Origin of the sequence: Pseudomonas sp., from assembly GCF_035277045.1 — a bacterium.
GTDB lineage: Bacteria > Pseudomonadota > Gammaproteobacteria > Pseudomonadales > Pseudomonadaceae > Aquipseudomonas.
The window spans coordinates 1-4,706 of record NZ_DATELE010000175.1; the positions used below are offsets into that span (position 1 = coordinate 1).

4 protein-coding genes are annotated in these 4,706 nt (G+C 65.1%); 3 read left to right on the plus strand and 1 reads right to left on the minus strand.

The genetic code is table 11. The annotated features are described in order from the left end of the window. On the plus strand, positions 1-776 hold a 776-nt coding region (locus VJS90_RS08965), incomplete at its 5' end, for an amino acid permease (protein WP_324121123.1). Between the two features lie 46 nt (positions 777-822). Here VJS90_RS08965 and galE read toward each other — a convergent pair. Beyond that, positions 823-1,869, minus strand: a complete 1,047-nt coding sequence (gene galE / locus VJS90_RS08970; RefSeq protein ID WP_324121125.1) for a UDP-glucose 4-epimerase GalE — start codon at positions 1,867-1,869, stop codon at positions 823-825. Between the two features lie 318 nt (positions 1,870-2,187). Here galE and VJS90_RS08975 point away from each other — a divergent pair, with 318 nt between their 5' ends. Together VJS90_RS08975 and glf are read left to right on the plus strand one after the other, a co-directional pair. Then, positions 2,188-3,360 carry a glycosyltransferase family 1 protein gene (locus VJS90_RS08975; protein WP_324121128.1) on the plus strand — a complete coding sequence of 391 codons (1,173 nt, stop codon included), beginning with the start codon at positions 2,188-2,190 and terminating at the stop codon, positions 3,358-3,360. Further along, positions 3,348-4,541: a UDP-galactopyranose mutase gene (glf, locus tag VJS90_RS08980; protein WP_324121130.1), complete on the plus strand. Its 1,194-nt coding sequence runs from the start codon at positions 3,348-3,350 to the stop codon at positions 4,539-4,541. Before VJS90_RS08975 ends, glf begins: the two co-directional genes overlap by 13 nt. Positions 4,542-4,706: the final 165 nt, after the last annotated feature.

Below are 4,706 nucleotides of genomic sequence, written 5' to 3' on the forward strand. Positions count from 1 at the left end.
CGCTGCTCGGGGTGATGTTCGCCTTCCTGGGCGCCGAGATCGTGACCATCGCGGCGTCCGAGTCCAAGGACCCGGCCGGGCAGATCGTCAAGGCCACCAACTCGGTGGTGTGGCGCGTATGCCTGTTCTACGTCGGTTCGATCTTCCTGATCGTCTGCCTGGTACCGTGGAACGATCCGCACCTGGGCCTCTCGGGCTATGGCGCCTACCGCCGTACCCTGGAACTGCTGGGCGTGCCATACGCCGAGCTGCTGATGAACTTCGTCGTGCTGACCTCGGTGAGCAGTTGCCTGATCTCGGGCCACTACACCGCCTCGCGCATGCTGTTCTCCCTGGCCCAGCGTGGCGACGCACCGTCGTTCTTCAAGATCACCCGTGCGGGCACCGGTGTTCCGGTGTTCGCGATCATGGGTTCCTGCGCCGTGGCGGTGGTCTGCGCGCTGATCAACTTCAGCGAAGAGCTGCGTCCCAAGGACGTGCTCGACACGCTGATGAACACCACTGGCATGATCGCGCTGCTGGTGTACCTGGTCATCGCCTTCTCGCAGTTGCGCATGCGCCGCAAGCTGCTGGCCGAAGGCAAGGAAATCCGCCTGAAGATGTGGCTGTTCCCTTGGCTGACTTACCTGGTGATCGCCTTCATCGTGGTCTGCCTGGTCGTGATGGCATTCATGCCTGACTACCAGATCCTGGTGATTTCCACCGGTATCGCAGCGCTGGTGGTCGTGCTGATGGGCGTGATCCACCAGCACCGCAGCGCCAAGCGTCTCGCCTGACCCTGTCGCCGGCCCGTTCAGGGCCGGTTTGCCTTAGCAGGCGATCCTACCGGCCAGTGGCCGGCAGGGTCGCCAGCGCAAGTGGCTCGCCTCTCTCACGGCTACAGCATTGCCAGCGCCAGGCATCCTCAAGCATCTGCTCGAGCCCATGGCGGGCTTTCCAGCCGATCTGCCGCGCCGCCTTCGCCGGGTCCGCCCAGCAGCGGGCGATATCACCCTCCCGCCTGGCCTCGAAACTCAAGGGCACCCTGACCCCTGAGGCGCGTTCGAACGCCTGCACCACCTCCAGCACCGAGTAGCCCCGGCCAGTGCCGAAATTCCAGACATGCACGCCGGTCTCCCCGCGCAGGAACTCCAGGGCACGGACATGGCCGTCGGCCAGGTCCGCCACATGGACGTAGTCGCGCACGCCGGTGCCGTCGGGCGTGGGATAGTCGTTGCCGAAGACCTTGAGCACCGCGCGCTCGCGCGCCGCAACCTGCAGCAGGTAGGGCAGCAGGTTGTTGGGCGTGCTGCTGGGCCGTTCGCCCAGCTTGCCCGAACGGTGCGCCCCGATCGGATTGAAATAGCGCAGCAGCCCCACCGACCAGCGCGGGTCCGACGCGGCCGTGCTGCGCATCACGTGCTCGGCCATCAGCTTGGACTGGCCATAGGGATTGGTCGGCTGGCCGGTAGGGCAGGTCTCGGCGATGGGCATCTGCGGGCAGTCGCCGTACACCGTGGCGGATGAGCTGAATACCAGGCGAAATACCCCCGCTTCGGCCATCGCCTGGCACAGCGTGACGCTGCCGCCGACATTGGTCGCGTAGTAGCGCAGCGGATCACGCACGCTCTCGCCGACGGCCTTGAGCCCGGCGCAGTGCACCACTGCTTCGATGGGGTATTCCCTGAACAGGCTATTGAGCGTGCGCCGGTGCCGCACATCCGCCTGGACGAAACCTGGCGTTCTGCCAGCTACGCTGGCTATCAGGCCAAGCGTCGTCCTGGAGCTGTTGCACAGGTTGTCGAGGATCAGCACCTGATCGCCATTGTTCAGCAGTTCAACGGCCACGTGAGCGCCTATGTAGCCCGTACCTCCGGTAATCAGAATCATGGATAAGCCTCCTTGTTTGCCAGGACCGATGTCGTCGGCATGCCGCCACCTGGCGGAGTCGCATCCTTGCGCACGTTCGAGACGGCGGCTTGTCATGCAGAAGGCTTCACGCAGGCACAGGAGTTCAAGGCGGTTTGACCAGCGGGAGATGCAGTTCATCGGGTAGCTCGCAAGCGCGCTGAACACCCTTTCGCGGCGCTCGCTCCAACGCTTCACATGGAGGTATGGGGATCGTGGTGGCCCGTCGCGCGTGGCGCTCGGGTTGATCCCTCGGTGTCGGGAAGCCCCGGTATTGATATTCATACAAAGGATGCACGCATGAATCAGCCAGAACACCTTCTACAGCCTGACCCTTGCGCAACCGGCCCGGAGCCTTCCCAGGCCGTCGCGTTGCGCCCGACGCTGCTGTGCCTGTCGCACCTGCGCTGGGGCTTTGTCTACCAGCGCCCGCAGCATGTGATGTCGCGTCTTGCGCACGACTATGACGTGCTGTTTTTCGAAGAGCCGCTGTTCGAGGACACGCCAGCGCCCTGGCTGGAGTCCTACCCTGGCGCCGACGGTGTTTCGGTGCTGGTGCCCAGGTTGCCCCACGGCCTCGATGAGGCCGAGATCAACGCAGCCTTGCGCGCGCTGCTCGACATCCGGCTGGCGCGGCAAGGCGCCAGCGAGCTGCTGCTGTGGTACATCACCCCGATGAGCCTGGCATTCACCCGGCACCTGCAAGGCCGCGTGGTGATCTTCGACTGCATGGACGAGCTCTCGGCGTTCAAGAACGCGCCCCCCGCGTTGCTCGACATGGAGCGCGAGCTGCTGGACCGCGCCGACGTGGTGTTTACCGGCGGCTACAGCCTGTGGGAGGCCAAGCGCGAGCACCATGGCAATGTCCACCCGATGCCCAGCAGCGTGGATGTCGCGCATTTCGGCAAGGCCCGCGACGCCTTGCCAGAGCCCGCGGACCAGGCGGGTATCGGCCGACCACGGCTGGGGTTCTTCGGGGTGATCGACGAGCGCTTCGATATCGAGCTGGTGCGCGAACTCGCGGCCCAACGGCCGCATTGGCAGATCGTGCTGCTTGGACCTGTGGTCAAGATCGATCCCGACACGCTGCCGCGCGCCGCCAACCTGCATTATCTCGGGGCCAGGCAGTATGACGAGTTGCCTGCCTATCTGTCCGGCTGGGACGTGGCCCTGATGCCCTTTGCCCTGAACGAGTCGACGCGCTTCATCAGCCCGACCAAGACACCCGAGTACCTGGCCGGTGGCTGCCCGGTGGTGTCGACGCCGATCCGCGACGTGATCACGGGCTATGGCGACAGTGGTGTCGTCAGCATCGCCGACTCGCCCCAGGCCTTCATCGAAGCCATCCAGGCCGCGCTCGACGACAAGGACGACCCGCAAGCCTTTGCCCGGCGCGCTGACCAGGCCCTGGATGGCATGTCGTGGGACCAGACCTGCGCCGCGATGAAGGAGCAGATCGAATGCCACAGGTAACCCTTGAATCGGCCATCGCCGGCCCCTCCCAGTGCCCGGCGGCGCAAGGCTACGACTACCTGATCGTGGGCGCGGGCTTTGCCGGCAGCGTGCTCGCCGAACGCCTCGCGGCGGGCATGAACAGGAGCGTGCTGCTGATCGATCGGCGCGAGCACGTTGGCGGCAACGCCTTTGATCATTACGACGAAGCCGGGATCCTGGTGCACCGCTACGGGCCGCATATCTTCCATACCAATGCGGCGCGTATCGTCGACTACCTGTCACGCTTCACCGAATGGCGGCCTTACGAGCATCGGGTCCTGGCCGAGGTGGAGGGGCGGCAGGTGCCCATTCCGATCAACCTCACCACCCTCAACATCCTGTACGGGCTTGCGATGGACGAGGCCCAGGCCCAGGCGTTCCTTGCCCAGCGCGCCGAGCCGGTGGCCTCGATCCAGACCTCCGAGGACGTGGTGATCAACCAGATCGGGCGCGAACTGTACGAGACTTTCTTTCGTGGTTACACCCGCAAGCAATGGGGCCTCGATCCCTCGCAGCTCGACCGCTCGGTGACCTCGCGGGTCCCCACCCGCACCGATGCCGATGACCGCTACTTCACCGACCGCTTCCAGCTCATGCCCTTGCAGGGCTACACGCGGATGTTCGAGCGCATGCTCGATCTGCCCACCATCGATGTGTTGCTGGGGACTGACTTCGAGGCCGTGCGCGACCGGGTGACGTACCGGCACCTGGTGTATTGCGGACCGGTCGACGAATACTTCGGCTACTGCTTCGGGCAGCTGCCGTACCGCTCGTTGCGCTTCGAGCACACGACCCTCGAGCAGGAGTGGTTCCAGCCGGTGGCCGTGGTCAACTACCCGGACGAAGCCGTGCCCTATACGCGCATCACCGAGTACAAGCACCTCACCGGCCAGGAGCACCGGCACACCAGCATCACCCGTGAGTACCCCTGCGCCGAGGGCGACCCGTACTACCCGGTGCCACGCCCCGAGAACGCCGAGCTCTACAAACGCTACAAGGCCCTCGCCGACGAGACGCCGGGTGTCACCTTTCTGGGACGGCTAGGTACCTACAAGTACTACAACATGGACCAGGTGGTGGGACAGGCGCTGGCTGTGTACCAACGCATCGCGCAAGCGGCGGGCATGACGCTTGAAACCCACGAGATCGAACCCGGTTGAGCGGCCAGGAGAGGGGCGGCTCTGGTCTGTCGGGAGGTATGCCGGGAGGCTTGTTCCAGAGCTTTCTGATGGCCGGCTACGAATGCTCGACGCACCGGCGTCGCGACGGCCAGCGCCTGGACATGCTCCAGGCCACCGGCCATGCGCGCTGGGTGCAGCGCGACT

What these genes read in the sequence shown, in the direction of transcription:
- galE (WP_324121125.1), bottom strand. Translation starts at nt 1,869, where the DNA reads ATGATTCTGATTACCGGAGGTACGGGCTACATAGGCGCTCACGTGGCC.
- VJS90_RS08975 (WP_324121128.1), top strand. Translation starts at nt 2,188, where the DNA reads ATGAATCAGCCAGAACACCTTCTACAGCCTGACCCTTGCGCAACCGGC.
- glf (WP_324121130.1), top strand. Translation starts at nt 3,348, where the DNA reads ATGCCACAGGTAACCCTTGAATCGGCCATCGCCGGCCCCTCCCAGTGC.